The 23654-nt window shown below is 65.1% G+C and carries 25 protein-coding genes; 18 read left to right on the forward strand and 7 right to left on the reverse strand.

The window, feature by feature from the left end:
* The 7 genes from infB to pnp form a co-directional block, all read left to right on the forward strand.
* A partial coding sequence (gene infB, locus K2Y42_RS17755; RefSeq protein ID WP_291154978.1) for a translation initiation factor IF-2 occupies positions 1 to 2381 on the forward strand: 2381 nt, incomplete at its 5' end.
* A 166-nt stretch (positions 2382 to 2547) separates the two neighbouring features.
* Complete coding sequence (rbfA, locus tag K2Y42_RS17760) at positions 2548 to 2964, forward strand: 30S ribosome-binding factor RbfA (RefSeq protein WP_291154979.1); 417 nt, start codon at positions 2548 to 2550, stop codon at positions 2962 to 2964.
* A 112-nt stretch (positions 2965 to 3076) separates the two neighbouring features.
* On the forward strand, positions 3077 to 3991 hold the full coding sequence (gene truB, locus K2Y42_RS17765) for a tRNA pseudouridine(55) synthase TruB (RefSeq protein WP_291154980.1): 915 nt from the start codon (positions 3077 to 3079) through the stop codon (positions 3989 to 3991).
* A 334-nt stretch (positions 3992 to 4325) separates the two neighbouring features.
* Positions 4326 to 5003, forward strand: coding sequence for a hypothetical protein (locus tag K2Y42_RS17770; RefSeq protein WP_291154981.1), 678 nt, complete (start codon positions 4326 to 4328; stop codon positions 5001 to 5003).
* A gap of 120 nt (positions 5004 to 5123) precedes the next feature.
* Complete coding sequence (locus tag K2Y42_RS17775) at positions 5124 to 6395, forward strand: S41 family peptidase (protein WP_291154982.1); 1272 nt, start codon at positions 5124 to 5126, stop codon at positions 6393 to 6395.
* Between the two features lie 409 nt (positions 6396 to 6804).
* Positions 6805 to 7074 carry a 30S ribosomal protein S15 gene (rpsO, locus tag K2Y42_RS17780; RefSeq protein ID WP_291154983.1) on the forward strand — a complete coding sequence of 90 codons (270 nt, stop codon included), beginning with the start codon at positions 6805 to 6807 and terminating at the stop codon, positions 7072 to 7074.
* A gap of 201 nt (positions 7075 to 7275) precedes the next feature.
* Entirely contained in the window at positions 7276 to 9477 is a 2202-nt protein-coding gene (gene pnp, locus K2Y42_RS17785; protein ID WP_291154984.1) for a polyribonucleotide nucleotidyltransferase, read from the forward strand.
* A 93-nt stretch (positions 9478 to 9570) separates the two neighbouring features.
* Here pnp and K2Y42_RS17790 read toward each other — a convergent pair whose 3' ends face one another.
* From K2Y42_RS17790 to K2Y42_RS17800, 3 genes are read right to left on the reverse strand one after another with little or no spacing between them, the layout of a single operon-like run.
* The gene (locus K2Y42_RS17790; RefSeq protein ID WP_291154986.1) at positions 9571 to 10308 is read right to left on the reverse strand and encodes a CbiX/SirB N-terminal domain-containing protein; all 738 of its coding nucleotides are present in this window, start codon (positions 10306 to 10308) and stop codon (positions 9571 to 9573) included.
* Positions 10305 to 10898, reverse strand: a complete 594-nt coding sequence (locus K2Y42_RS17795) for a DUF4202 domain-containing protein (protein ID WP_291154989.1) — start codon at positions 10896 to 10898, stop codon at positions 10305 to 10307. Before K2Y42_RS17795 ends, K2Y42_RS17790 begins: the two co-directional genes overlap by 4 nt.
* 35 nt (positions 10899 to 10933) lie before the next feature.
* On the reverse strand, positions 10934 to 11287 hold the full coding sequence (locus tag K2Y42_RS17800) for a DMT family protein (protein WP_291154990.1): 354 nt from the start codon (positions 11285 to 11287) through the stop codon (positions 10934 to 10936).
* A gap of 210 nt (positions 11288 to 11497) precedes the next feature.
* Between K2Y42_RS17800 and K2Y42_RS17805 the strand changes: the two genes are divergently transcribed.
* The 5 genes from K2Y42_RS17805 (at position 11498) to K2Y42_RS17825 (ending at position 15002) form a co-directional block, all read left to right on the forward strand.
* Positions 11498 to 12013: a sigma-70 family RNA polymerase sigma factor gene (locus K2Y42_RS17805; protein ID WP_291154992.1), complete on the forward strand. Its 516-nt coding sequence runs from the start codon at positions 11498 to 11500 to the stop codon at positions 12011 to 12013.
* Positions 12010 to 12726 carry an anti-sigma factor gene (locus tag K2Y42_RS17810; protein ID WP_291154994.1) on the forward strand — a complete coding sequence of 239 codons (717 nt, stop codon included), beginning with the start codon at positions 12010 to 12012 and terminating at the stop codon, positions 12724 to 12726. The genes K2Y42_RS17805 and K2Y42_RS17810 overlap by 4 nt, the downstream gene beginning before the upstream one ends.
* Positions 12727 to 12918: 192 nt before the next feature.
* Complete coding sequence (locus K2Y42_RS17815; protein WP_291154996.1) at positions 12919 to 13185, forward strand: hypothetical protein; 267 nt, start codon at positions 12919 to 12921, stop codon at positions 13183 to 13185.
* Positions 13186 to 13300: 115 nt separating this feature from the next.
* Complete coding sequence (locus tag K2Y42_RS17820; RefSeq protein WP_291154998.1) at positions 13301 to 14182, forward strand: DUF692 domain-containing protein; 882 nt, start codon at positions 13301 to 13303, stop codon at positions 14180 to 14182.
* Positions 14183 to 14192: 10 nt separating this feature from the next.
* On the forward strand, positions 14193 to 15002 hold the full coding sequence (locus K2Y42_RS17825; RefSeq protein ID WP_291155000.1) for a DNA-binding domain-containing protein: 810 nt from the start codon (positions 14193 to 14195) through the stop codon (positions 15000 to 15002).
* A gap of 43 nt (positions 15003 to 15045) precedes the next feature.
* Here K2Y42_RS17825 and K2Y42_RS17830 read toward each other — a convergent pair whose 3' ends face one another.
* A complete protein-coding gene (locus K2Y42_RS17830) occupies positions 15046 to 15786 on the reverse strand; it encodes a superoxide dismutase (protein WP_291155002.1) in 741 nt (246 codons plus the stop codon).
* A 135-nt stretch (positions 15787 to 15921) separates the two neighbouring features.
* Here K2Y42_RS17830 and K2Y42_RS17835 point away from each other — a divergent pair, with 135 nt between their 5' ends.
* The gene (locus K2Y42_RS17835; protein WP_291155004.1) at positions 15922 to 16656 is read left to right on the forward strand and encodes a TlyA family RNA methyltransferase; all 735 of its coding nucleotides are present in this window, start codon (positions 15922 to 15924) and stop codon (positions 16654 to 16656) included.
* Entirely contained in the window at positions 16649 to 17875 is a 1227-nt protein-coding gene (locus K2Y42_RS17840; protein ID WP_291155006.1) for a methyltransferase, read from the forward strand. Before K2Y42_RS17835 ends, K2Y42_RS17840 begins: the two co-directional genes overlap by 8 nt.
* Before the next feature lie 39 nt (positions 17876 to 17914).
* Here K2Y42_RS17840 and K2Y42_RS17845 read toward each other — a convergent pair whose 3' ends face one another.
* Complete coding sequence (locus tag K2Y42_RS17845) at positions 17915 to 18082, reverse strand: hypothetical protein (RefSeq protein ID WP_291155008.1); 168 nt, start codon at positions 18080 to 18082, stop codon at positions 17915 to 17917.
* Between the two features lie 249 nt (positions 18083 to 18331).
* Here K2Y42_RS17845 and K2Y42_RS17850 point away from each other — a divergent pair, with 249 nt between their 5' ends.
* Entirely contained in the window at positions 18332 to 19588 is a 1257-nt protein-coding gene (locus K2Y42_RS17850; RefSeq protein WP_291155118.1) for a DUF3419 family protein, read from the forward strand.
* 22 nt (positions 19589 to 19610) lie between these two features.
* Complete coding sequence (locus K2Y42_RS17855; protein ID WP_291155012.1) at positions 19611 to 20270, forward strand: class I SAM-dependent methyltransferase; 660 nt, start codon at positions 19611 to 19613, stop codon at positions 20268 to 20270.
* Here K2Y42_RS17855 and K2Y42_RS17860 read toward each other — a convergent pair.
* Together K2Y42_RS17860 and K2Y42_RS17865 are read right to left on the reverse strand one after the other, a co-directional pair.
* The gene (locus K2Y42_RS17860; protein WP_291155017.1) at positions 20260 to 21279 is read right to left on the reverse strand and encodes a DedA family protein; all 1020 of its coding nucleotides are present in this window, start codon (positions 21277 to 21279) and stop codon (positions 20260 to 20262) included. The genes K2Y42_RS17855 and K2Y42_RS17860 overlap by 11 nt on opposite strands.
* Positions 21280 to 21380: 101 nt before the next feature.
* Positions 21381 to 21833: a hypothetical protein gene (locus K2Y42_RS17865; RefSeq protein ID WP_291155018.1), complete on the reverse strand. Its 453-nt coding sequence runs from the start codon at positions 21831 to 21833 to the stop codon at positions 21381 to 21383.
* A gap of 140 nt (positions 21834 to 21973) precedes the next feature.
* Between K2Y42_RS17865 and K2Y42_RS17870 the strand changes: the two genes are divergently transcribed.
* Both K2Y42_RS17870 and K2Y42_RS17875 read left to right on the forward strand, forming a co-directional pair.
* Positions 21974 to 22942, forward strand: coding sequence for a quinone oxidoreductase (locus tag K2Y42_RS17870; RefSeq protein WP_291155020.1), 969 nt, complete (start codon positions 21974 to 21976; stop codon positions 22940 to 22942).
* 19 nt (positions 22943 to 22961) lie between these two features.
* Positions 22962 to 23594: a glutathione S-transferase N-terminal domain-containing protein gene (locus K2Y42_RS17875; RefSeq protein WP_291155024.1), complete on the forward strand. Its 633-nt coding sequence runs from the start codon at positions 22962 to 22964 to the stop codon at positions 23592 to 23594.
* Positions 23595 to 23654 lie beyond the last annotated feature (60 nt).

Raw genomic sequence — 23654 nt, forward strand, 5'->3', positions numbered from 1 at the left:
TGGCGCCACCAGCACCCGCAGTGGCACCCGTGCCCTCCGTTGCAGCACCCGCACCCGCACCCGTTGCGGCAGCGCCTGTCGCGCCTCCGGCCGCCGAGCCCGTTCGCGCCGAACGGCCGAGCGCACCTGCCCAACCGGCAGCCCGCCCGCCGCTTTCGGCTCCGCGTCCGCCCGTTACGGCCCGTCCCGCGACGGATGCACCGTCACATCGCCCCGGCGGTCCGCAGCAGCAGCGCCCGCGTCCGACGAGCAACGATACGCGCTTTGCTCCCCGCGCAGGCGGTCGGCCCATGCAGATCGATCTGCCGCGTCCGGCCGCTCCGCCGCCGTCCGGCGACCGTTCGAGCACCGAGCCGACGAAGCTCGTGCGCGATGTCCGCGCGCGTCCCGTTCCGGTCACGACGGCCGATGACGACGAGAGCCGCGCCATCAAGCGCGGCGGCAAGCTCGTTCGCGTGCCCGTCAAGGCGCCCGTCGTCGACGAGAAGCGCGAGCGCGGTAAGCTCACCATCAATAACGCCCTCGACGAGCAGCAGCGCGAACGGTCGCTTGCTTCGCTCAAGCGCAAGCGCGAGCGCGAGAAGCTGAAGGCCATGGGCATTCAGCAGCCCAGGGACAAAATCGTGCGTGAAGTCGTCATTCCGGAAGCCATCACGATCCAAGAGCTTTCGAACCGCATGACGGAGCGCGCCGTCGACCTCATCAAGTTCCTGATGAAGCAAGGCGCGATGCACAAGATCACCGACGTGATCGATGCCGATACGGCCGAGCTGATCGTGTCCGAGTTCGGCCATACGGCCAAGCGCGTGTCGGAAGCGGACGTCGAGACCGGTTTCATCGGCGAGAAGGATGCCGAGGAACACCAGCAGCCGCGTGCGCCCGTCGTGACCATCATGGGCCACGTCGACCACGGCAAGACGTCGCTGCTCGACGCCATCCGCCAGACCAACGTGGTCTCGGGCGAAGCCGGCGGCATTACGCAGCACATCGGCGCCTATCAGGTGACGACGCCCAGCGGCGACAAGATCACGTTCATCGACACGCCGGGCCACGCCGCGTTCACCGCGATGCGCGCCCGCGGCGCCAAGGTGACGGATATCGTGGTGCTGGTGGTTGCGGCCGACGACGGCGTCATGCCGCAGACGGTCGAGGCCATCAATCACGCCAAGGCGGCGAACGTGCCGATCATCGTTGCCATCAACAAGATCGATAAGCCGTCGGCCGATCCGAAGCGCGTTCAGACCGACCTTCTCTCGCACGAGATCGTGGTCGAAAGCATGGGCGGCGATACGCTCGAAGTGCCGGTTTCGGCCCTCAAGCGCACCAACCTCGACAAGCTGCTCGAGACGATCCACCTGCAGGCCGAAGTGCTCGACCTCAAGGCGAACCAGGACCGCTCTGCCGAAGGCGTCGTGATCGAAGCCAAGCTGGAGCGCGGCCGTGGCCCCGTGGGCACCGTGCTCGTCCAGCGCGGTACGTTGCATGTCGGCGACATCGTCGTGGCCGGCATGGCGTGGGGGCGTGTGCGCGCGCTCATCGACGACCAGGGCAAGAACGTCGAGACAGCGGGTCCGTCGATCCCGGTCGAAGTGCTGGGCTTCAGCTCGGCACCCGAAGCCGGCGATCAGATCGCTGTCGTCGAAAGCGAGAGCCGCGCCCGCGAGATCACCGATTACCGTATCCGTAAGCGCCGCGAGACGCTCGGCTCGGCCGGTACGCCGCGTACGCTCGAGCAGATGATGCAGACGCTCAAGGATTCGGCCGGCAAGAAGGACTTCACGCTGCTCATCAAGGGCGACGTGCAGGGCTCGCTGGAAGCGATCCAGGGCTCGCTGAAGAAGCTCGGCACGGACGAGGTGGAAGCCCGCGTCGTGCATTCGGGCGTCGGCGGCATTACCGAGTCCGACATCGCGCTCGCAGGTGCTTCGAAGGCCGTCGTCGTGGGCTTCAACGTCCGCGCCAACGCGCAGGCCAAGCAGGCAGCCGACGCACAGGGCATCGAGATCCGCTACTACAGCATCATCTACGATCTCGTGGACGACGTGAAAGCGGCCATGTCGGGTCTGCTCGCGCCGACGGTGCGCGAGAACTTCCTCGGCTACGCCACGATCAAGCAGGTCTTCAACGTGTCGAAGGTCGGCAAGGTCGCGGGTTGCGTGGTTACGGAAGGCAAGGTCGAACGCGGCGCAAAGGTGCGATTGCTGCGCGACAAGGTCGTTATCCACGAAGGCACGCTGTCGATCCTCAAGCGCTTCAAGGACGATGTTCGCGAGGTGCCCGCCGGCCAGGAATGTGGCATGGCGTTCGCCAACTACCAGGACATCCGCGAGGGCGACGAAATCGAGTGCTTCCAGGTCGAGACGATTAAGAGAAGTCTCTAGGCGCTCACGGGCGCTGATCCCGTTCGCCGAGAGGCGAACGGGGCGCCCTCCGCGGGGGCGGCGCATTGGCGCCGGGTCGCCTTGCTCCCGGGCTGCTTCGCAGCGGGTATTAGTCACGAAGAGGCAATAGCCTCGTGCCGGTCCGATCCCGGTGGATTGAGAAGACATGTCCAGAAGAAAATCACATTCAGCCAAAGGCCCGACGCAGCGTCAGTTGCGGGTGGGTGAACTGGTCCGCCACAAGCTTGCCGAGATGCTCGCGCGCGGCGAGATCTATGACGACGTGCTTGCCTCGCACGTCGTGACGATCACGGAAGTGCGGATGTCGCCGGATCTCCGGCTCGCAACCGCCTATGTCATGCCGCTCGGCGGCAAGGACACCGAGGTCGTGCTTGCCGCATTGGCGCGCAACAGCAAATACGTGCGTGGTGAAATCTCGCAGGCGGTCGATCTTCGCGTCGCGCCCGAAGTGCGCTTCCGCGAGGACGAGACCTTCGACGAGGTCACGCGCATCGATCGGCTCCTGCACAGCGAGAAGGTTCGCCGCGACGTCGAGAAGCGCGGCGACGCCGATAACGACTGAGCGCGTTTCGCTCCCGTTTCGCGGACTGATCGCGAGATCGCATCGTCGTATCGAAAAATCATATTCACCCTTCCTCTCCCTGCTCCAAGCCGAGAGGCACGCGAGACCTTCCATGGCACGACGCAAAAAAGGCAATCCCATTCACGGCTGGCTCGTGCTCGACAAGCCGCTCGAGATGACCTCGACGCGCGCGGTCGGCATCTTGAAGCGCCTGATGTTCGCGCAGAAAGTCGGGCACGCGGGCACGCTCGATCCGCTGGCGACCGGCATCCTACCGATTGCCTTCGGGGAGGCGACCAAGACGGTGCCGTTCGCGGTGGACGGCGAGAAGGTCTATCGCTTCGTCGTGCGCTGGGGCGCGGAAACCAAGACCGACGACGCCGAGGGCGATGTCACGGCGACGTCCGATGCGCGCCCGACCGTGCACGACATCGAAGCGCTGCTGCCGCAGTTCATCGGCGAGATCATGCAGGTGCCGCCGCAGTTCTCGGCCATCAAGGTGGACGGCGAGCGGGCCTATGCGCTTGCGCGCGACGGCGAGCATGTGGAGCTCGAGGCGCGCCCCGTGGTGATCGACGAGCTCCGCCTGATCGACGTGCCGGACGGCGACACGGCCGTATTCGAAGCTCGCTGCGGCAAGGGCACCTATGTGCGTGCCATTGCGCGCGACATGGGCCGCGCGCTCGGATGCCGCGGCCACGTTGTCGGGCTCAGGCGGACGCGCGTGGGGCCGTTCTCGGAGGACGCCGCCGTCGACCTCGCTGAGATTGAGGATGCGGCCGAGGCCGGCGAGGACCTGTCGACGTTCCTGCAACCGGTGGAAGTGGCGCTGGGCGATATCCTCGAAGTCAACGTGAGCGCGGCCGATGCGGCTGACCTCGCGCAGGGCCGCAGCGTGCTGATCCGCGGCCGCGATGCGCCGATCCTGGGCGGGACGGCTTACGCCATGTCGAAGGGCCAGATCGTGGCGCTGGGCGAGATCGAACGCGGCGCGCTGCATCCGACGCGCGTCTTTAATTTCGGCTAGGGCAATTTCCGATCTGACGGAATCGGCAAAAGGATCCAGGTGACTGGATCCTGGCGTCAGCCCAGGATGACGTTGGGAATGAGCGGTCCGTAGCGACCAATAAACCCGTCACCCTGACGAAGGTCAGAGCCCAGTCACGCTACAAAGTCACGCCTCAAGCCATGCGCATCGGCGGACGACGCGAAGCCGTGTGATCGGAAAATGCTCCAGGGCTGTCGGCAGGCTCGGCTGGCCCCCGCTGGTCATCAAATACGACGTCTGATCTTTTCCAGGCGGCGTGCTAAGACGTCCTCATGCGCTGGCGCGATCCTGCGCGGTGATGAGGAGGCTGGCCATGTTCCCGCACGACATCACGCAAACGAACCGTGCCGTGCGCAGGCTCATCGACAAGACGGAAACCCCGCGCCATCGGTTTCTGCTGATGGCCTTCGATCGCCATCGCAACCTGGAGATGGCGGGGCGTTACGAAGAGCTGTTTACGCCGGACATGATGGTGGGCGAGCCCGTCTATCACATCCGCGCCAACCGGGTGAATCTCAAGCTCGAAGGGGCGGACCTCGTCAAAAGCCTTTACCGGATGTGGGCGGCGACCAATCAGTCTGTTTTCTACGTCGAGAACGAAGAGGTTGCGGTGGCCGACAATTTCGTCGCGTCGGTGGCCGTCGGCTTTCAGCAGGTGTCGGGGCGCTCGCTCCGCATTAATCGTATCCTGAACTATGTTCCGAAGTTCATCGGAGACCGGCTGGTCAAGCGCGTGCTGGCGAGCGGCAAGTTCGAGGCCGATGACAACGCGATGTATCTCTACAAGAGCACTTATCAGATGTTCTGGCCGTACGACGCGCAGGGCCGCCTGCTTGGGGAGGACATCTGGGAGCCCGATCCGGACAAGGCCGTCATTACCAAGCTCGATCCGGCCGACGTGCTGACCATGGAGCAGTCGCGCCGCCTGCTCGATCCTCTCATCGCGCCGCTGCCCTCGCATGACGAGATGGTGCGCGGGACGCGCGCCTGAGATTGCGTTGCTCCGCCGGCGATCCGGGATCGACCGGATCTGTTTTGGTGCGAGTGCATCCCCATATGCCTTTCAAAGCGGCGCGGTTTCTCGCCGGAATCCGTGGGCAAGGGAGGTTGGATGCACGCCTTCACGCACGTCTCAAACGGCGGACGATCCGTCTTCGCGCCGATCTTTGCCGCGGTGGTCGCGGCGCTTCTCGCTTTCTCGATCGCCGTCTCGCCCGCTTTAGCGCGCAGCGAGTCGAGCGCCGAAGTGTTCGACGAAGCGGCACGGCTCGTGCGCGACAACTTCTACGATCCCAAGCTGCGCGGGAAGAACTGGGACGCCATCGTCGCGCGGCACCGGCCAGGCTATCTCGCGGCGGACGGCGCGAAACAGAAATCGGCTGCGATCAACGCCATGCTTGCTGAACTCGATGCGTCGCACATGATCCACGCGACGCCGGAGGAACCCGCGTACTACCAGCTCGCGGACATTTTCCGGTTTGCTATCCGCGATGACATGAAGAGGCATTTTCCCTACGGCATTTCGTATCCCGGCATCGGCATTTTCACGCGGGAGATCGACGGCAGGACGTTCGTTTCGGGCGTTCTCGCGGGGCTCGCGGCGGACGAGGCGGGGATCAAGACGGGCGATGAAATCCTCTCCGTTGACAACGCGCCGTTTCAACCTGTGGCGTCGTTCCGGGAGAAGACGGGCTCCGCCGTCAAGGTTTCGATCCGGCGCGACAAGGACGGGCCGGTGTCCGTGATCGAGGTGCGGCCGGAGCGCATCGAGCCGGGCAAGGCGTTTCGCGCGGCAATGCGCGACAGCGCGCGGATCGTCGAGGCGAACGGCAAGCGCATCGGCTACATCCGCGTGTGGTCGTATGCCGGTCAGGACTATCAGGACATTCTGGTCGACGAGCTGAGCAAGGGTAAGCTCAAGGACGCCGACGCTTTGATCTGGGATCTGCGCGATGGATGGGGCGGCGCGCAGCCGCGCTATCTCGACGTCTTCAATGCCCGGGCGCCGGACATGACGTTCACCGGGCGCTCGGGCGACCGGGACTTCGCAAGCTTCAGGTGGCGCAAGCCGGTGGCGGTGCTCATCAACGGCGGCACGCGCAGCGGCAAGGAGGTGCTCACCTACGGCTTCAAGAAGTACGGCTATGGCGAGGTGATCGGCACGCGGACCGCGGGTGCGCTGTTGGCCGGGCGCGGATACTTGCTGTCCGACGGCAGTTTCCTGATGGTGGCCGTGAACGATGTGGCGGTGGACGGCGAGCGGCTCGAAGCCAAGGGCGTGACGCCTACAATCGAGGTTCCGTTCGACATCCCCTACGCCGGTGGGAAGGATCCACAACTCGACAAGGCGGTCGAGGTGCTGAGCGAGGGGACGCGGGGGTGATCTTTTGACGGTGCGCCTGTTCACACTGTCATCCTCGGGCTTGTCCCGAGGATCCAGGGTCGCGCTCTGGGAAGGCAGACAAGGTGCGGCGATCCCTGCGCGAGCGGACGGATGGATCCCAGGCACAAGGCCTGGGATGACAGTCGGCAAACGAGGATCGATAATTTTCTATATTTATCAGCACCTTGATTCATATTTTGTTTAAGGGCTAGGTGTGTCGCCGTTCGTTCAAACTCCTGACAACGAGCTGTTGCGGTTTCTGCGCCATCCCGTATAAAGCGCCATCCCGTTCGTGCCGTCAGGCGCGGACGGCGTTTTCGTTTGCGACCTGGCTGGACGACATCCCGGCCAAGGCCGTCATCCGACCGGAGCCGAAGGCGCCGGTCCTCCAATCTGAAAGGAGCTCCCGATGTCGCTGACGCTCGAACAGAAGTCCAAGGTCATTAAGGACAATGCCACCAAGGCGAACGATACCGGTTCGCCCGAAGTGCAGGTTGCGATCCTCACGGAGCGCATCAACGGTCTGACTGAGCACTTCAAGGCCCACAAGAAAGACAACCACTCGCGCCGCGGTCTGCTCAAGATGGTGAGCCAGCGCCGCCAGCTTCTCGACTACGTGAAGCGCAAGGACGAGCCGCGTTATCAGAAGATCATCGAGAAGCTCGGCATCCGCCGCTAAGCTGCCACATTTCCTGCCGGCGTCGGCCCTACCGGGGTTGGCAGTGAGCGGACACTCGGTTTCCTCTCTGTTTTTGCAGGGACAAATCTATCCGTAGCACTGATGGCGCCGCTGACCTTTTGGTTCGCGGCGCCTCTTGCATTCGTGCTAAGGAAACCGCGCATCAAAGATACAGAAAACAGACACAACGAAAGAACGGACATGTTCGACATCCACCGTGTGGAAATTGAATGGGGCGGACGCACGCTCAAGCTTGAAACCGGGCATATGGCCCGCCAGGCCGACGCGGCAGTCTACGCACAGTACGGCGAGACCAGTGTTCTCGCGACCGTTGTCGGCGCCAAGAGCCCGAAGCCGGGCATCGACTTCTTCCCGCTGACCGTGAACTACCAGGAACGCACCTACGCCGCCGGCAAGATCCCGGGCGGCTATTTCAAGCGCGAAGGGCGCCCCACCGAGAAGGAGACGCTGACCAGCCGTCTCATCGACCGCCCGATCCGCCCGCTGTTCGTCGAAGGCTTCAAGAACGAAGTTCAGGTCGTCGTCACGGTGCTGAGCCATGACCTCGAGAACGATCCCGACATCGTCGGCATGGTGGCCGCGTCGGCCGCTCTGACGCTCTCGGGCCTTCCCTTCCTCGGCCCGATCGGCGCGTCGCGCGTCGGCGTGATCGGCGGCGAGTTCGTGCTCAACCCGATGATCGACGAGATGGCCGAGAGCAAGCTCGACCTCGTCGTGGCGGGTACGCAGGACGCCGTGATGATGGTGGAGAGCGAGGCCCAGGAGCTTCCCGAAAGCCAGATGATCGAGGCCGTCGTGTTCGGCCACAAGCACATGCAGCCGGTGATCGCTGCGATCATCAAGCTTGCCGAGAAGGCCGCCAAGGAGCCGTGGGACATCCAGATCCCAGACAAGGCCAAGTACAAGGACAAGGTCACGGCGATCGCCGGCGACCTGCTCAAGACCGCCTTCTCCACCAAGGAGAAGGGCAAGCGCCAGGATCTCGTCGGCGAGGCCAAGAAGGCCGTGCTCGCAGGCGTCGAGCTCGCGTCCGACGATCCGAGCGAGAAGGTGCTGCTGGTTGACGCGTTCAAGACGCTCGAAATGGACATCATGCGCGGCGACGTGCTGAAGACCAAGCGCCGCATCGACGGCCGCGATCTCGAGACGGTGCGTCCGATCCTGTCGGAAGTTCACGTTCTGCCGCGCACGCACGGCTCGGCGCTGTTCACGCGCGGCGAGACGCAGGCGCTCGTGGTGGCGACGCTCGGCACCGGCGAAGACGAGCAGTACATCGACAGCCTGGAAGGCACGAAGAAAGAGCGCTTCCTGCTGCACTACAACTTCCCGCCCTACTCGGTCGGCGAAACGGGCCGCATGGGCTCGCCGGGCCGCCGCGAAATTGGCCACGGCAAGCTCGCTTGGCGCGCCGTGCGTCCGCTGCTGCCGAAGTCCGACGAGTTCCCCTACACGCTGCGCGTCGTCTCGGAAATCACCGAGAGCAACGGCTCGTCGTCGATGGCAACCGTGTGCGGCACCTCGCTCGCGCTGATGGATGCGGGCGTGCCGCTGAAGTCGCCGGTGGCCGGCATCGCCATGGGTCTCATCAAGGAAGGTGACGACTTCGCCGTGCTGTCCGACATCCTCGGCGACGAGGATCACCTCGGCGACATGGACTTCAAGGTGGCTGGTACCGCCAACGGCGTCACCGCGCTGCAGATGGACATCAAGATCACCGGCATCACCGAGCAGATCATGCGGGTTGCTGTGGAGCAGGCACACAAGGGCCGGCTGCACATCCTGGGTGAAATGGCGAAGGCTCTGACGGGCGCTCGCGAAGAACTCGGCGAGCACGCGCCGCGCATCGAGACGATCAAGATCCCGACCGACAAGATCCGTGAAGTCATCGGTTCGGGCGGCTCGGTCATCCGCGAGATCGTCGCGGAATCGGGTGCCAAGATCGACATCAGCGACGACGGTACCGTGAAGATCGCGTCTGCCAACCGCGAGAGCATCGAGAAGGCGCTCGCGCGCATCAAGGGCATCACGCAGGAGCCTGAGGTCGGCACGATCTACAAGGGCAAGGTCGTCAAGATCATGGAGTTCGGCGCGTTCGTGAACTTCTTCGGCGCGAAGGACGGCCTGGTGCACATCTCGCAGCTCACGCAGGGCCGTCCGCAGACGGTTGGCGAAGTCGTGAAGGAAGGCCAGGAAGTCTACGTGAAGCTCTTGGGCTTCGACGATCGCGGCAAGGTGCGTCTGTCGATGAAGATCATCGACCAGGAGACGGGCCAGGAGATCCCGCGTGCCGAGGGCGAGCCGGAGGAGGTGTTCTCCGCCGAGCGTCCGCCGCGCCGCGAGCGTGAAGGTGGCGGTGGCGGCCGTGGCCGTCGCCGGGAGTAGATCTCTCCCTTTTTCTGAACGAGACAAGGAAAGCCGCGGAGCATGTGCTCCGCGGCTTTTTCATTTGGTGCAGCGTTGCGTCCGGCGCGTTGGCTAGGCGATCGGTGTTTCCGCGAATGTGCGGAGCGCGGCGGCGATGAGGGGGGCTGCGGCAGGGGAATTGCCGATGGCGCCGGTGTAGAGCGCGCGGGCGCCGGTTTCGGCAATCGCTTCGGGCACGTCGTCGCCGCCATGCATGCCGTCGCCGAAGAAAAAGCCCGCGACGACGGTCGGCGCATGACTTGCGCGCAAGGCGTCGTCGACGAAGGGCTCTTCTTCGAGGAATGCGGTCGCGACGCTGGCGAAACGGCGGGCGAGGGCGGCGCGGGCGGCGACCTTGCGCGTGGCGCTTGCGGACGCGGGGCCGAGCTTCGAGCCATGACCGACGATCAGGAGACGCGAGGCTTCCGGTGCGAAGCCGCCGCGTTCGGCAGTTTCGGTCGCGCTCGCGACGATCAAGTCCGGCAAGGCGGGATCGAGGCCGAGAGGTGTGAGGAGCTGCGCCCTCTCCGCGAAGCCCGCAGCGGCGATGCGGTCGCGGACCTTCTGGACGAAGTAGCCGTCGGCCATGAAGAGAGGATAGACGGCGATGCGTGGCGCGCCCGATGCGGCTGCTTCGGCGAGCGCGCTTTCGAGTGCGGGTTCGCCTTTCAGCACGCCGGTCCAGACGAGAAGGCCCGTGAGCGCGCGAACGGCCTCGGCCTGGCTGCGCAGCGCTGCGTTCGGCTCAGATCCGCCGCGGTCGCCGTGGCTGGCGAGGACCACTGCGATCGATGCCGGGTCGAGGGTCATGGCGCTGCGGCCGCCAACAATGCCGCATCGAGCGCGGCGCGCACGGGCGCTGGAAGATCGAGCGTGAGGGCGGCTGCTTTGCCTTCGTCCGACATCTTGGCGAGCGTCTTGACGAGGATGGAGACGACCTTTTCGGGCGGGTGCTTGGCGGCGAAGTCTGCGGCGTAGTGGGCTAGGAAGACGAGTGAAGCGATATCCTCCACGGCCTGCGCCTCGGCGTCGCGCCGGAAGTTCTCCTTGCGGACGAGCGCGCCGACGCGGGCCACTTGCTCGGCGCTGTAGCCGACGCGCTCCAGGATTTCGCCCGCCCATTCGGCGTGCTTGCGGCCAAGATCCTTGCGCCAGCGCAGGTAGCCGGGACGGTCCATCGGGTAGCTCGCGCGCGGCACTTCCCAACGCCGGATGTGCTGGGCGCGCACGGCGAGGCGCACGTCGTCGGACGCGTCCGGGTAGACGCGTGCGAGCATCGCAGTCATGCGCTGGCCGTAGAAGAGCTCGGCGGGCACGCTGGCGCCGCCGTCCGAGATCAGGTTCGGATCGCGGGCGTTCGCTTCGTCGATCAAGGCATAGGCGGTTTCGAGGTTGGTCACGCGCGGCTCCGCTGCGATGGCCCGTGTAGCGCGCGCTACAGCGGTCCGTGGAAAATGAAGTAGGCGCCGCCAATGATCAACCCGAAGCCCAGGACGTGATTGATCGTCAGCGGCTCCTTCAGGAAAAAGACCGAGAATCCGGCGAACACCACGAGGGTGATGACCTCCTGGATCGTCTTGAGCTGGGCGGTTGAGTAGTACTCATGGCCGATCCGATTGGCCGGGACGGCGAGGCAGTATTCGAAGAAGGCGATGCCCCAGCTCACGAGTACGACGATCCACAGGGCGGTCGTTTTGTACTTCAGATGCCCGTACCAGGCGAATGTCATGAAGATGTTCGAGACGAGAAGCAGCAGCACCGGCGTAAGTGCATTCGACAGTCCTGGCATCGATCCCCGTGCCTCCGCGATAGGGTTTGAGACAGTGCAGCCCGGGCAGGGCTTCGCGCTTTTCATTAAGGCAAGCTGCCGTTCCTGTCTCGACAGTCCACGGCAATTGGCTATTACTGTGCGCGGCCTGGCCTGCCGCCGAGACGCGGGGGGCGGTTCGACGGCCGATCGGGGCGAATGGATATGTCGCGTCACCAGCTCGATGCATTGATGGCCGGCGTCGCCCGAGGCGACGAGGCGGCCTTTGCCGAGCTGTATCAGGCAACTTCCGCGAAACTCTACGGTGTCGCCCTGCGTATCCTTCGCAGCAAGGAGGCTGCGGAGGACGTGGTTCAGGATAGCTTTTTCAAAGTCTGGGAGCGGGCAGGGGATTTCGATCCCAAGTTGGCCGGACCTGTGACGTGGATGGTCGCCATCGTCCGGAACCGGGCGCTCGACGAGCTTCGGCGCCGCGCCGCGCGGCCGTCGTCGGATGTGTCCGAGCTTGACGACCTGCCGGGCGACGACGAGCATCCGATCGAGGCGATCGGCCGGCGCGAGGATTTCGACCGGCTTCTCAAGTGTCTGGAAGGCCTGGAGCCCGACAAGCGCCAGATGGTGCGGCTCGCCTATCTGGACGGCCTGAGCCGGGAGGCGCTCGCGCAGCGGTTCGACCGGCCCGAGGGTACGATCAAGACGTGGCTGCATCGCAGCCTGGCGATGTTGAAGGGATGCCTCGAGCAATGAGCGAGCTCGACAACATCGATGGACTGGCGGCCGAGTATGTTCTCGGAACGCTGACGCGCGCCGAGCGTGCGGAGGCGGAGACGCGCCGGGCGCAAGACGCGGCGCTCGACACGGCGATCCTGGCCTGGGAGCGGCGGCTTGCGCCGCTTGCCGATGTCGTGGCGCCCGTGACGCCGCCGGCCGGGCTCTACAACAAAATACGCGCCCAGATCGGGCTCGCTTCGCATGTCGTATCGCTCAAGGCGCGCGAGCAGGCGATCACGCGGCGGGCCAGCCGGTGGCGCGCGGCAACGGCGGGCATGACGGCGCTGGCGGCATCGCTCGCGGGCGTTGTCGTCTGGCAGGATCATCAGCAGCGTCTGATGCCGACGCAGTATGTGGCGGTGCTGCAGGCGGGCGAGTCCCTGCCGGGCTTCCTGCTGACGGTCGATACCAAAACCAACATGTTCGTCATCTCGGCGATGCAGAAGCCGACGGAGCCGGAGAAGTCGTACCAGCTCTGGCTGGTACACGATGGCATGCCGCAACCGAAATCGCTCGGCGTGTTCGACGACAGCGAGATGGATGTGCGGCCGATGCCCGGCGGCAAGGACCACGACATGTACATGGACGCCACCTATGCGGTGAGCGTGGAGCCCAAGGGCGGTTCTCCCACGGGCGCACCGACGGGGCCGGTCGTGTTTTCCGGAAAGCTCGTCAAGGCGACGCCCTGAGTTTGGCCGCATTGATTTGCGCGGCCTGAATCCAAACGGCTTTTCCGGATTACGATTTTAAATCTCGCTGATTTGAAACCGCCGCGATCGACGCGCGTAATAACGGACATGCTTCTGCTGTCCGCAGCCCCCCGGGGACGGGAAGCGCCATGACTTTCAAAAGTCAGGGAGGTTTCATGAAAGGAAACGCCTATGAAGATTTCAGTCTCGTCGGGTTCCGCACTGGCTGCCGCTGCTGCTGCGCTTCTCCTCTCCGGCGCCGTCGTGGCCCCGAGCTTCGCTGCTGAAGACGCCAAGGGCCACTGCGTTGGCGGTAACGCCTGCAAGGGCACGAGCGCCTGCAAGACCGCGACCAACGCTTGCAAGGGTCAGAACGCCTGCAAGGGTCAAGGCATGAGCGAAACCTCGAAGGACGATTGCGCGAAGATCGACGGCGCGAAGTTCGAGCCCGCGAAGTAATCGCCAGAAACGGTGTCCGGCGGCGCGTTGCCGCCGGACTTCATTTGCCGGCTGTTACGTGACAGCTTGTTCGGGGCCGCCTGTTCGAAGATACGTGTTCGAAGGATGTGATGCGATGCATGCCGAGACGCAGGGCCGCGAGAAAAGCACCGCCATACGCCGTGACAAGCCGCCGTATCTCGGCTTTGGGCTCGGTCTCCGGCCGCAGCATTATCAGGACATTTTCGATACGGCGCCGAACATCGACTGGTTCGAGGTGGTGTCGGAAAACTACATGGTGGCGGGCGGCAAGCCGCTGCAGATGCTCGACCGGATCCGCGCCGATTACCCCATCGTCATGCACGGCGTGTCGCTGTCGATCGCATCGACCGCACCGGTGAATATGGACTATCTGCGGGATCTCAAGGCCCTCGCCCGGCGCAGCGAGCCGGTGTTCATTTCCGATCACCTGTGCTGGACCGGTGTGCATGGCGTCAACCTGCACGATCTCCTGCCGGTGCCGTATACGCGCGAGGCGCTCGATCATGTCGTGGCGCGCGTGCAGCATGTGCAGGACTATCTGGGCCAGGCCATCGCGCTCGAAAACGTTTCGAGCTATGTGCAGTTCTCGCATTCGGAAATGAGCGAATGGGAGTTCATCGCGGAGTTGACGAAGCGCACGGGCTGCTGGCTGGTGTTCGATGTCAACAACGTGTTCGTCTCTGCGTTCAATCACGAGTTCGACGCGCACAAGTTCATTGCGGGTATCCCCAAGGATCGCATTGTTCAGTTCCATCTCGCGGGGCATGAACACAACATGAGCCACATCGTCGACACGCACGACGCGCTGGTGTGCGACGAGGTGTGGGATCTCTACCGTTCGGCCGTGCGTCAGTTCGGGCAGGTATCGGCGATTATCGAGCGGGACGATCACATTCCGCCGCTCGCGGAGCTGGTGGCCGAACTCGACATCGCGCGCCGGGTCGCCGCCGAGACGCTCCGCGACGCCGCAGAGTAATGGTGCCGTCATGACAGGGCGCGCGCCCACGCTTGCAGACGTGCAGAGCTTGTTTCAGGCGGCTGTCGTCGATGGGTCGGACGATGTGCTGGGGCTGATCCCCGGCAATTCCCGCACCAGCAGCGATGTGTTGTTCGGCGTTTACCGCCATGCCTACGTGGCGCGTCTGGTCGAGGTGGTGCAGAACGCGTATCCGATACTGGCTGCGCATATGGGAGACGCGCGTTTCAAGGACATGGCGCGCGCGTATGTGGCGCTTTATCCGTCTCGCCACACGAATGCGCGCTGGTATGCGTCGGACGTGCCGGACCTGCTCGGACGGCCCGAGTATGCAGAGACGCCGGAGCTGCGCGAGATTGCGTTGATCGAACGGCAGCTCGATCTTGCGTTCGATGCAGCCGACGGCGCGGTGCTTGACCTTGCGGCGCTGGGCCGCCATCAGCCGGAAACGTGGGGTTCACTTGTGTTTCGCCCGCACCCTTCTGCGGCGGTGCTCAGGCTTTCCACCAATGCTTATGAGATCTGGGCGGCGCTCAAGAACGACGCCGTCGCGCCAGACCCGGCGCGGCTTGCGGATCCGCATGCGGTTCTGATCTGGCGGCGCGAGGGCGTGGCCACGTCGCGTGTGCTCGGGGCCGAGGAAGCGATGCTGTGGATCGAAGCTTCGCGCGGAAAGCCTTTTGGTGGGCTCGCGGAGATGGCGGCGGTATTCGCCGATGCGGACATGGCGGCGCTACGCGTGGCGCAGTACCTTCAGGGCTGGCTCGTGTCGGGATTAATCAGTGAGGCCGACGTCCACGAGCTGACGGCGACGTCTTAGAAGGCAGCGGCCTCTCCCCATTCAGAGAAGAGGCCGCCAACAATCAGATCTTCAGCGTGCCGGCTTGTGCCGCGGCATAGCGTTCGCCAACGGCCTTCCAGTTGACGACGTTCCACCATGCCTTGAGGTAGTCGGCGCGTTTGTTCTGGTACTTCAAATAATAGGCATGCTCCCAGACGTCGTTGCCGAACAGGACCCTGTTGCCCTCCATGAGGGGCGTGTCCTGGTTCGGCTTCGAGACGAGCGCGAGCTTGCCGGACTTGTCGACGGTGACGAAGACCCAGCCCGAGCCGAAGACCTTACCGCCTGCCGTGTTGAAATCGCCCTGCAGCTTTTCGAGGCCGCCGAGATCTCGGTCGATGGCTGCCTTCACGTCGCCTTCGGGCGCGGAGCCGCCCGGAGGTCCCATGACCTCCCAGAACATGGAGTGATTGGCGTGGCCGCCGCCGTTGTTGCGCACGGTGACGCGGATGTCCTCGGGAACCTGATCGAGCTTGGTCAGCAACTCTTCCAGCGGCAGCTTGGCCAGCTCGCCGTGATCCTTGAGGGCCTTGTTGAGATTGGTGATGTACGCCTGATGGTGCTTGCCGTGGTGAAGCCCCATGGTCGCGGCGTCGATGTGGGGTTCGAGGGCCGCCGGATCGTAAGGCAGTGCGGGGAGGGTGAATGGGCCGTCAGGGGGCGTTTCGGCGAAAGCCGTGCCCAATCCGCGGGCTGACACGGTGGTCATCAGGGCGATGGCGCCTGCGGTGCGAAGGAAGCTTCGGCGATCAGGGGTCAACATCTGCGGTCTCCGTAGTAGGCTTCTCGACAGTCGCCCGTATCTCGAGGCGGGGTCAGGCGATATATAGCGACCCGTCACTGCAACGCCAATCGCGGCGACATGGTTCATCACTGGGTACAAGGCGAGCACGGATCAATGGGGCTTCGGCTCGACAAGGCGCTGCTGGCGCGAGGTTTGGCGCCGACCCGCTCGCGGGCGCGGGACCTCATCCTGCGCGGCGCAGTGCGTGTAAACGGCGCGATCTCCTCCAAGGCGGGAACGGTCGTGGCCGACGGGGCGGAGATCGCGCTGACGGAGACGTTCGACTATGTGTCGCGCGGGGCGCTCAAGCTGATCGCGGCCCTCGATGCCTTCGGCTTTTCGGCCGAGGGGCGCGTGGCGCTCGATGCAGGTGCGTCTACGGGCGGTTTCACGGAGGTGCTGCTGGAGCGTGGGGCGGCGCATGTGTTCGCTGTCGATGTGGGGCGGGGCCAGCTCCATCCGCGCATCGCCGCCGACGCCCGTGTCACGTCGCTCGAAGGAATGGATGCGCGGGCGCTGACGGAGCAGGAGATCACGCGACGTGTCTCGGCAATCGTGGCCGACGTGAGTTTCATCTCGCTCGAAAAAGTGCTGCCGGGCGTGCTGCCCTTCGCGGAGCCGGGGACGTGGCTTGCGGCGCTCGTCAAGCCGCAGTTCGAGGCGGGCCGAGAGGCGATCGGCAAGGGCGGCATCGTGCGCGATGCGGCCGTGCGCGATGCGCAGGCCACGAAGATGTCCGATTGGATGGCCGCGCAGCCGGGATGGCGCGCGGTGGGGGTGATCCCGTCGCCGATCGAAGGCGGGTCGGGCAATCAGGAGTTTCTACTTGGAGCCGTTTTCGATGGCTGATGCCGTCAAGCTGACCATCGAGCGCGTCGGCGCAAAGGGACACGGCATCGCCATGCGCGATGGCGAACCGGTCTATGTGCCGTTCGCGCTGCCGGGCGAAGCCTGGGCGCAGAACGCCGGGGCGTGGAGCCTGGCGTCAGATGCGAACCCCGAACGTGTTTCGCCCGTCTGCCGTCATTTCATGCAGTGCGGCGGGTGCCTCACGCAGCATATGTCGCCCGCGGCCAACCGTGCCTGGAAGCGCGACCTCGTCGTCGATGCATTCCGCCATCGCGGTCTCGATGCGGAGGTCATGCCGGCGGTGGTGGTCGGCGCGGCGTCGCGGCGGCGGGCGTTTCTGGGTGTCGAGCGGCGTGGACGCGAGGTGATCATCGGCTTCCGCGAGGAGGGGCAGCACACGCTCGTCGATCTTTCCGAGTGTCCGGTGCTCGACCCCGCTATCGTGGCCGCCGTGCCGGGGCTGCGCGAGATCGCCAAGCGCGTGATGGTGGACCGGGAGGGCGGGCGTCTCGTCGTGACGCGGCTCGATCATGGTCTCGATGTATCGTTCGACAACGGGCGCAAGGATCTCTCGGCGCACGAGCGCTCGACTGTTGGGGCGCTCGCCGAAACCATGCGGCTGCTGCGGCTCTCCGTTGGCGGCGAGGTGATCGTCGCGCGCGGGCCGCCGGTCGTGACGATTGCGGGCGTGGCGGTGACAGTCGAACCGGGGCTGTTCCTGCAGGCCGTGCCCGAAGCGGAGACGCTGCTTGCGGATCTCTGCGTCGCGGCGCTGCCGAAGCGGCTCAAGACGGCCGCGGATCTCTTCTCAGGCGTGGGGACACTGACGCTGCCTCTCGCGCGGCGTGCGGCCGTGACGGCCTACGACAGCGACAAGCGGGCAATCTCATCCCTCGCGAACGCGGTGCGCCATGCGCAGGGACTGAGGCCCGTGGCGGCTATCGTGCGCGATCTCTATCGCGATCCGCTTTCGGTGCGGGAGCTCAATGCGTTCGATGCCGTGGTGTTCGATCCGCCGCGCGCGGGCGCGGCCGAGCAGGCGGAGCGGCTGGCGAAATCGAAGGTACCCGTGGTAATGGCCGTGTCGTGCAATCCCGCGACGCTGGCGCGGGACGCGCGCACGCTGATCGACGGGGGCTATCGGATGGGACCGGTCACGCCGATCGACCAGTTCCTGTACTCCGCGCACGTCGAGGCATTCGCCGTGTTCCGGCGTTGATGCGGTCAGCCCGGAAGCCGGGTCGAGCCGAGAGAATCGTTACGCCGAAGCCTTGGCCTTAGCGGCGCGGGCCTTGCCGGCCTGCTTCTTGGCGCGGGTGCGGGCGGCGCCCGTGTTGCCCAGCGAGCGCGTGACCTTCGGGCGCGGAATGGCGCGGCGGGCCTTCTTCTTCTGGGTCTCAACCTTGCGGTGATGGCGGGCGGTCATGAGCGAAAATCCCTTTAAAAGCCGGGCGCTTCGCCCGTATCTCGATCTCAGACGCCTCGTCTAAGCGATCTTGCTGCGGGAGGCAAGTCGAACAGGGGTCGCGCCCCCGGGGGAACCGCCAATTTCGGCCAGTCCCGGCGTTTTCCAGGGCCGCCCCTCTCCTGTCCCTGGCCCTGTCACAGGGATGAAACATGACGGTTCTAGTCCAGCCGCATGACTTAGCTTATCGCGGGGACTGCAATGGGCGGACTGGCCGAGGCGCAGGTACAAGGTGAAGGTGCTGTCGAGGATGGGCGGCGCAATCGCCGGCTCGCTGAGGCCGTGCACCGCTACGGGGCGGTGAGCCGCAAGGGGCTCGAGGAGCGGTTCTTCACGCTCGCCTTTTCCGGGCTCGTCTATCCCCAGATCTGGGAAGACCCGGTTGTCGACCTCGAAGCGATGGCGCTCAAGCCTGGCCAGCGGGTCGCGGCGATCGCGTCCGGCGGGTGCAACGTGCTCTCGTACGTGACGGCCGTCGACGTGCGCGTCACGGCGCTGGATCTCAATCCGGCGCATGTGGCGCTGAACAACCTCAAGGTCGCCGCCGTCCGGCACTGCCCCGACTACGAGACGTTCGCGCGCTTCTTCGCCTCCGCCAACGACCGCGAGACCGCCGATCTCTACGACCGGCTGCTGGCGCCCAACCTCGACCGGACGACGCGCGCCTACTGGGAAGGCCGCGACATGCTCGGCCGCCGCCGGATCGGCTACTTCGGCCGTCACTTCTATCGCCAGGGCCTGCTCGGCTGGTTCATCACGATGGGCCACGGCATCTCGCGCCTGCATGGACGCAACCCGGCGCGGATGCTCGAAGCGAAGAACCGCGAAGACCAGAAGCGCATTTTCGAGGAAGAGCTCGCTCCGCTGTTCGAGATGCGCCACATGCGCTGGCTGATGGACAAGCCGGCTTCGCTGTTCGGCCTCGGCATTCCGCCGTCGCAGTTCGATGCGCTCAAGGGACAAGAGCGGCACATGGCCGACGTTCTCAAGGCGCGGCTCGGGCGGCTGGCGCACGGCTTCGATCTCGCGGACAACTATTTCGCATGGCAGGCCTTCGGTCGCGGCTATGCGGCGGGGGGCGCCGGTCCGGTGCCGCCGTACCTGGCGCGCGAGAACTGGCAGACGCTCAAGGAGCGCGCCGACCGCGTGACGGTCGTGCATGCGTCGTTCGACGAGCACCTGTCGCACTTCCAGGGTCCGGCCTACGACGCCTATGTGCTGCTGGATGCGCAGGACTGGATGACCGACGCGCAGCTCACCGCGCTCTGGACCGAGATCGTACGCACGGCCATGCCGGGCGCGCGCGTGATCTACCGGACGGCCGGTGAAGATACGATCCTGCCGGGCCGCGTGCCGGACGCCATTCTCTCGCGCTTCCGCTACGATGCCGACTACGGACGCGGCATGGTCGACAAGGATCGCTCGTCGATCTATGGCGGCTTCCATCTCTATACGTTCGAGGGTTGAGCGGATGGCGAGGGCTGAGCCGATGGTTGATGCCGCTCAGGAAATGGACTCCATCTACCGGCTGCAGCGTCACATCTACGATGCGTCGCGTAAGTACTATCTGCTCGGCCGCGATGGGATGCTCGATGCCCTCAATCCGCCGCCCGGCGGCACGGTGCTCGAAATCGGATGCGGGACGGGGCGTAATCTCATCCTGGCGTCGGGCCGCTATCCGGCGGCGCAGCTCTACGGCATCGACGTTTCGGCGGTGATGCTCGAGACGGCGCAGGCGTCCGTCGCCAAGGCCGGTCTCTCGCACTGTATTCGGTTCGCCCAGGCGGACGCGAGCAAGCTCGACACGCAGGCCGACTTCGGCATCGCCGCGTTCGACCGTGTGTTCGTGTCCTATGCGCTCTCGATGATCCCGCCGTGGCGCGAAGCGCTGGAGCAGGCGTACAGCGTCGTCAGGCCCGGCGGCTCGCTGCACATCGTCGATTTCGGCGAGCAGCAGCGCCTGCCTGTGATGTTCCGGTCGGGCCTCCGGGCGTGGCTCAGGCGGTTCTCGGTCCATCCGAGAGCGGAGCTCGAAGCGGAAGTGCGCAAGCTCGCGGAAGCCAACGGCGCGCACGCGACGTTCACGCGACCGTTCCGCGACTATGCCTGCCGGGCCGAGATCCGGAAGCCGGCCGCGCCTACGCGATAAGCTTGGTGATCAGGACGGCGGGCAGGATCAGGGCGGCCGACCAGATCAGCGCGCTTACGGCGCTGACCGCGAGGACCGGGATAGCCGGTCGGCTCAGAACGCCCATCTCCAACGGCACAAGGCCGCGATTGAAGCCCTGAAACTTGCTGATCAGCAGGCTCACGAGGCCGCTGCGCTCGACGAATGCGGCGGCGTCCGCGTGCTGCTTCGGGGTGGCGCTGAAGGGCCAGGTGTCGATGCGGTCGCGCCGGCCGCTGCGGCCTTTGGCATAGGCGTAGACGTCGCCTGCGAATGCGCCTGCGGCGGCCGCGAAAGCGATCAGCGGCACGTCGCCCTTGCCGAGCACCATCAGGGTCGCGAGCCCGAATGCGAGGATCAGCGTCGGCACGAACAGGATGGGGCGGGGGATGGAGTTGGCGAGGGCGAGCGCGAACAGTGCTGCGGCGACCGCATACTGATGGGCGGCGAGGAACGCGATCACCTCATCCTTGAAAGTGACGAGGAAGAACGCGGGCGCAATCACGCCGCCGGCCCAAATGAACGCGCTCAGAACGTTGGCGATCTGGAACGGTATCTCGCGCATGCGGAACATGCCGGCGACAACCGGAATGACCGCGCGAACCGGCCCGAAGAAATGCCCGAGGAAAACACCGAACGCGCCGTAGGTGTCGAAGAACTCCTCGGCCTGCGAGATCAGGTGCGGACGCGTGGTGAAGGGCCAGATCTTGTGGACGCTGTCCTGGAAGTAGCGGCCGATCCAGAACGACACAGCATAGCCCAGCGTGCCGCCGAAGCCGGCGGCGACAATGGCGGGCCACAGCACGTGCATCTCGATGCCGCTTGCCGCGAGGAGCGCTGCGATGCCGACGAGAATGGCCGTGCCCGGAATGAGGAGCGACAGAAAGCAGAAGCTCTCTCCGAACGCGACGACGAACGCGACCGGCGCCGCCCAGTGCTCGTGCTCTCGAACGAACGCCACCACCGCTTCGACCGTTGCCTCAAGTGCCATCTGGCTCGTCTTTCTTCATGGGAGGCCACGGCACTCAGCGCACGGACCAGCGTATGGAAATGCAGTCGCCCGGCGTGGGCTCTGTGTCAGTGTGACGGCGGTCAGGCCTTCTTGCAACGGCGATCGATCTCGCGCTGAAGCTCGCGGCCGACTTCACCCGCCAGCATTGCGCTGCGCGAGACCTGGGCCGGCGTGAGCCGCACGCCGACGCTCGCGAGGCTGGTCTTGGCCGTGTCGGCTTCGAGCTTGCCGCGCTTCAGCTCGTCGCACGTCAGCTCTTTCTTCTTCGATTTGTACGCGAAGAGCCGCACGCCCGAGGCATAGGCCTCCGGGGTCGGTGCTTCGTGGACCCAACTGCGGGACTTGTCGTCGACCATGTGTTTCAGCGTCGCCTGGCGGCGGCTGATGCATTCCGGGCTGTCGTCGACGCAGCCGAGACCGGCTCTCGATCCGATTTCAGGGCTCGACCCAATGGCGCAGGCCGCAAGCGAAAGAAGGCCGGCAACGAGGCCAAGGTTCGCCGCCAGTCGCAACGCGGCGTAGCAGATCGTCATCTCCGGCCCCTTGTTCTAACGTCGTTAGGCCAATAGAAGGCAGCCGTGGCAGGGTCAAGGCGGTTCGTCCGGCGGTCGAGACGCCTTAAGATGCCGATGCGGGTCTGCACATAATCGCGTTCCATTTCATGGAGTTCCAGATGGTCCATGGTGTCCGGTTGCACGAGCTCGGCGGTCCTGACCGGCTGGTCTGGGAGGAGATTCCGGTTGGAGTCCCCGGGCCTGGCGACGTTCGAATCAAACAGCGGGCCGCTGGGCTCAACTATATCGACGTCTATTTCCGTACGGGTCTCTACCCGCTTGCGAGCCTGCCGGCGATCATCGGCATGGAGGGCGCAGGCGACGTGATCGCGCTGGGCGAGGGCGTGACGTCGCTCAGCATCGGAGACAGGGTCGCTTATGCGGGCGCGCTCGGCGGCTATGCCGAGGAGCGCATCATCGCTGCGGACCGGCTGGTGAAGATCCCTGAGGGGATCTCTTACGAGACCGCGGCGGCCATGATGCTGCAAGGCATGACGGTCCGCTATCTGCTGCGCGAGACGTTCGCCGTCACCAGCGAGAGCGTGATCCTGTTCCATGCCGCTGCGGGCGGCGTCGGGTTGATTGCGTGCCAGTGGGCGCGCGCGCTGGGCGCGACGCTGATCGGAACCGTGAGCACCGACGAGAAGGCCGAACTCGCACGTAAGGCGGGCGCGACGCATGTGATCGTCACGGCGCGCGAGGATTTCGTGGCGCGCGTGCGCGAGATCACGAACGGGCGGTTGTGCGATGTCGTCTATGACAGCGTGGGCAAGGACACCTATCGCGGCTCGCTCGACTGCCTGCGGCCGCGCGGAACGTGGGTGAGTTTCGGCAACGCCTCCGGACCTGTGCCGCCGTTCGAGCTGACGCTGCTCAAGGGATCGCTGTTCGCCACCCGTCCGTCGCTGATGGCCTACACGGCGACGCAGGCCGCGCTTGCGGCCAACGCGGCCGACCTGTTCGCGATGGTGGCGTCGGGACGCATTACGATCCCGATCAATCAGACGTATACGTTGCGCGACGCGGCGGAAGCGCATCGGGCGCTCGAAGCACGCCGCACGACCGGCTCGACGGTGTTGACGATTTGATTAGCGAGGGGAGACCTGAATGGCTGACGCTCCGATCGACTTCTATTTCTGGCCGACGCCAAACGGCTTCAAGATCCGCATCATGCTCGAGGAATGCGGGCTCGCCTACCGCTTGAAGCCGGTCGACATCTCGAAGGGCGATCAGTTCAAGCCCAAGTTCCTCGCCATCTCGCCGAACAACAAGATGCCGGCCATCGTCGATCCGGATGGGCCGGGCGGGGAGCCGATTTCGATCTTCGAAAGCGGCGCCATTCTCCAATATCTTGGCCGCAAGTCCGGTCAGTTCTATCCGACGGACGAGCGCGCGCGCGTGCTCGTGGAGCAGTGGCTGTTCTGGCAGGTCGGCGGGTTCGGTCCGATGGCGGGGCAGGCGCATCACTTCCGCCACTACGCGCCGAAGAAGGTCGCCTACGGCATCGAGCGCTACACGACCGAGGTTACGCGCCTCTACGGCGTGCTCGAAAAGCAGCTCAAGAAGCGCGATTTCATCGCCGATACCTACTCCATCGCCGACATGGCCAGCCTGCCGTGGGCGCTGAACTGGGAGAAGCAGGGGCAGGACCTCAAGGCCTTCCCGCGCGTGAAGGCCTGGATCGAGCGTCTTTCGGCCCGCGACGGCGTCCAACGGGGGCTTTCCAACAAGCTCAAATGACGGGCCGCCGGAGAAACTTCCGGCATGGTTACCGCAAGGTTTCCAAATTGCTTAAGCTTT

Source organism: Hyphomicrobium sp. (assembly GCF_019744875.1).
GTDB lineage: Bacteria > Pseudomonadota > Alphaproteobacteria > Rhizobiales > Hyphomicrobiaceae > Hyphomicrobium_C.

What these genes read in the sequence shown, in the direction of transcription:
- rbfA (WP_291154979.1), top strand. Translation starts at nt 2,548, where the DNA reads ATGTCCAGAAGAAAATCACATTCAGCCAAAGGCCCGACGCAGCGTCAG.
- truB (WP_291154980.1), top strand. Translation starts at nt 3,077, where the DNA reads ATGGCACGACGCAAAAAAGGCAATCCCATTCACGGCTGGCTCGTGCTC.
- K2Y42_RS17770 (WP_291154981.1), top strand. Translation starts at nt 4,326, where the DNA reads ATGTTCCCGCACGACATCACGCAAACGAACCGTGCCGTGCGCAGGCTC.
- K2Y42_RS17775 (WP_291154982.1), top strand. Translation starts at nt 5,124, where the DNA reads ATGCACGCCTTCACGCACGTCTCAAACGGCGGACGATCCGTCTTCGCG.
- rpsO (WP_291154983.1), top strand. Translation starts at nt 6,805, where the DNA reads ATGTCGCTGACGCTCGAACAGAAGTCCAAGGTCATTAAGGACAATGCC.
- pnp (WP_291154984.1), top strand. Translation starts at nt 7,276, where the DNA reads ATGTTCGACATCCACCGTGTGGAAATTGAATGGGGCGGACGCACGCTC.
- K2Y42_RS17790 (WP_291154986.1), bottom strand. Translation starts at nt 10,308, where the DNA reads ATGACCCTCGACCCGGCATCGATCGCAGTGGTCCTCGCCAGCCACGGC.
- K2Y42_RS17800 (WP_291154990.1), bottom strand. Translation starts at nt 11,287, where the DNA reads ATGCCAGGACTGTCGAATGCACTTACGCCGGTGCTGCTGCTTCTCGTC.
- K2Y42_RS17805 (WP_291154992.1), top strand. Translation starts at nt 11,498, where the DNA reads ATGGCCGGCGTCGCCCGAGGCGACGAGGCGGCCTTTGCCGAGCTGTAT.
- K2Y42_RS17810 (WP_291154994.1), top strand. Translation starts at nt 12,010, where the DNA reads ATGAGCGAGCTCGACAACATCGATGGACTGGCGGCCGAGTATGTTCTC.
- K2Y42_RS17815 (WP_291154996.1), top strand. Translation starts at nt 12,919, where the DNA reads ATGAAGATTTCAGTCTCGTCGGGTTCCGCACTGGCTGCCGCTGCTGCT.
- K2Y42_RS17820 (WP_291154998.1), top strand. Translation starts at nt 13,301, where the DNA reads ATGCATGCCGAGACGCAGGGCCGCGAGAAAAGCACCGCCATACGCCGT.
- K2Y42_RS17825 (WP_291155000.1), top strand. Translation starts at nt 14,193, where the DNA reads ATGACAGGGCGCGCGCCCACGCTTGCAGACGTGCAGAGCTTGTTTCAG.
- K2Y42_RS17830 (WP_291155002.1), bottom strand. Translation starts at nt 15,786, where the DNA reads ATGTTGACCCCTGATCGCCGAAGCTTCCTTCGCACCGCAGGCGCCATC.
- K2Y42_RS17835 (WP_291155004.1), top strand. Translation starts at nt 15,922, where the DNA reads ATGGGGCTTCGGCTCGACAAGGCGCTGCTGGCGCGAGGTTTGGCGCCG.
- K2Y42_RS17840 (WP_291155006.1), top strand. Translation starts at nt 16,649, where the DNA reads ATGGCTGATGCCGTCAAGCTGACCATCGAGCGCGTCGGCGCAAAGGGA.
- K2Y42_RS17845 (WP_291155008.1), bottom strand. Translation starts at nt 18,082, where the DNA reads ATGACCGCCCGCCATCACCGCAAGGTTGAGACCCAGAAGAAGAAGGCC.
- K2Y42_RS17855 (WP_291155012.1), top strand. Translation starts at nt 19,611, where the DNA reads ATGGTTGATGCCGCTCAGGAAATGGACTCCATCTACCGGCTGCAGCGT.
- K2Y42_RS17860 (WP_291155017.1), bottom strand. Translation starts at nt 21,279, where the DNA reads ATGGCACTTGAGGCAACGGTCGAAGCGGTGGTGGCGTTCGTTCGAGAG.
- K2Y42_RS17865 (WP_291155018.1), bottom strand. Translation starts at nt 21,833, where the DNA reads ATGACGATCTGCTACGCCGCGTTGCGACTGGCGGCGAACCTTGGCCTC.
- K2Y42_RS17870 (WP_291155020.1), top strand. Translation starts at nt 21,974, where the DNA reads ATGGTCCATGGTGTCCGGTTGCACGAGCTCGGCGGTCCTGACCGGCTG.
- K2Y42_RS17875 (WP_291155024.1), top strand. Translation starts at nt 22,962, where the DNA reads ATGGCTGACGCTCCGATCGACTTCTATTTCTGGCCGACGCCAAACGGC.